The sequence below is a fragment of the Seonamhaeicola sediminis genome (assembly GCF_004358095.2).
Taxonomy (GTDB): domain Bacteria; phylum Bacteroidota; class Bacteroidia; order Flavobacteriales; family Flavobacteriaceae; genus Seonamhaeicola; species Seonamhaeicola sediminis.
This window is the reverse complement of the sequence record NZ_SMZJ02000033.1, coordinates 1-1,991: the sequence shown is the minus strand read 5'-3', so window position 1 is coordinate 1,991 and position 1,991 is coordinate 1. Positions and strand designations below refer to the sequence as shown.

At 31.6% G+C, this 1,991-nt stretch carries 3 protein-coding genes; all 3 read left to right on the top strand.

Going from position 1 to position 1,991, the window contains the following annotated elements:
• The first annotated feature begins 135 nt into the window (after positions 1-135).
• The 3 genes from E1J38_RS14985 to E1J38_RS14975 all read left to right on the top strand — a co-directional run bounded on the left by E1J38_RS14985 (position 136) and on the right by E1J38_RS14975 (position 1,834).
• Entirely contained in the window at positions 136-498 is a 363-nt protein-coding gene (locus E1J38_RS14985) for a hypothetical protein (RefSeq protein ID WP_133357639.1), read from the top strand.
• Positions 499-888: a hypothetical protein gene (locus E1J38_RS15135; RefSeq protein WP_186525881.1), complete on the top strand. Its 390-nt coding sequence runs from the start codon at positions 499-501 to the stop codon at positions 886-888.
• A gap of 475 nt (positions 889-1,363) precedes the next feature.
• Positions 1,364-1,834: a hypothetical protein gene (locus E1J38_RS14975; RefSeq protein ID WP_133357637.1), complete on the top strand. Its 471-nt coding sequence runs from the start codon at positions 1,364-1,366 to the stop codon at positions 1,832-1,834.
• The last annotated feature ends 157 nt before the right edge of the window (positions 1,835-1,991 follow it).

Below are 1,991 nucleotides of genomic sequence, written 5' to 3'. Positions count from 1 at the left end.
CCAGCTTTTGTTCATCTTAACCAAAATGTAGCATATCATTCCTACAAAAGAAATAAAGAAAATTTAGAACTATTGACCTTTTAACAAACGAAAAATGAACCCGAAAAAGGTCAACCTATTTCAGTATAATACAAAATGAAGAAATATCGACTAACTTTAATTACTGAAAACCAAAATTCTCTTGAAAAAGGAAAAAAGTTTGCGGAATTGATATGCGAAACTCTGAATTCCGAAAACGGATTTGAAATCTCAAAATATGGGAAACTAGAAAACTCATACCGAATTGAAATTACAGGAAAAATGGCTGACCAAATTAATTCAATTTCGGAATCAATTGAATTGACTGATAGAATTTGTTCGCCTTGGATTGTGAATTTTGACCGAACGGAAAATGAAGTGGAGTTAATATTTAATAAATCGAATTTGACTAATTATCGAAATAATAATTTTAATACTCTGAATTGGGCAAATTTCGGAATAGAAAATAACAGAAACTAAATGTTAGAAGGAATAGCAGATTTACTAGTTGCAGTATTAGATTTATTTTTAATTGGCTCTTCTTCAAAGAAAAAAAGACATATCAAAATTGATAAAATAATAGAAAATTGGGCTAAGAAATTAGGTCTTTATCTTCAAACAAACTACAAAGAGGAAAAAGTCCGCTCATTAAGTGTAGTAGATGATGCTGGAAATAGTTATCAAATTTGGATTGAAAATTTAAAGTGGAGTCGATTAAAGGTTAACGTTTCTAATAATCAAAGTATAAGAAACCGTAAATTGTGGAGTAAAAAATGTAAGACTTCAAGTTTAACTAAAGTTTTGTTTGAAGCATATGGCATGACTGAACAATGGATTCTAGAAAGTGGAAATAAAAGAACGATAAAATAAAAACTGGCTACAACAATGGCTATAAGTAATTGCTTGTTCTCGCCTACTTCTGAAAATCCTCGCGGATTTTCAGTTTGGTGTGTACTTGCAAAGTTTAGTACTAAACCACGCAACTACTCATAGCCCAACCGATGATAGCACATTCGCCAAAGGCGAACTTTAATCTGCGCTGCTTCGCAGACAATGCATCTTAAAGCATGTGCTATCATCTGCAGGGTTAAACCAAATTACTACTAAAACCTATCCTAAAAATATCGCCTTCTGCGGGCTTCGAGCCAAAACGTGCGACATCGTCGGNCTTCTCGAATTCCCAAGCCAATAAATTCTACAATTTACGCTTCGCTTTCGCGAAGCTAATTGACAATCAATAATTAGAGAGTATATGGAAGTCCTTTTCTCTAATTATTGCTCAAGAATTTATTATCTTTTCATTCTCTAAGCAGAACTACGTTTAACCCTGCAGTTGTGTACAATTATGAAAAACATCACGCTGACATTAATAATCGGACTTTTAATTCTGTCTTGTTCAAAAAATGAGAAAGAAATTAATGGAGATTTGTATTTCAAATTAATAGATATTGGAAGTTTTTATGGAGCAGATGATGAAACAATTGAGAAATTTGAAAAATCTTTTGACAGTATTCGTTGGAGCAAAATTGCGGGAAAAGATGATTTAGAAATTATCCGAGTTTTTGACATTTTAAAAGCAAATGATTTACTTAAATCGCCTTGGATAAATTTAAAAAAGGATTCTGAAATTAAGAAAATTTATCTATCTGAACTGGAATACGAAAAACTAAAAAAGTTTGACCGAAATAAACTTATTACCGACAACAAAAAAGTCGAGTTAAAAATCAAAGTGACTGAATTGGACAGCGGAATTTATTACTCTGACAAAATATCGGAAATAAAATTAATCGACGGAAAAACATATTGGAGAAAATAACTGTACACAACACCGGCTCCTATGAAAAGCACTAGCCTAGTTCTCCAAAGTTAATATTTTATTTTTAATTATCTCATAATGATGATTCTGTGGTGTTGGAATGTTGATAATTCCGATAGGATTATCAATATTTCAACAGCCTTTAAATAACTTGCTC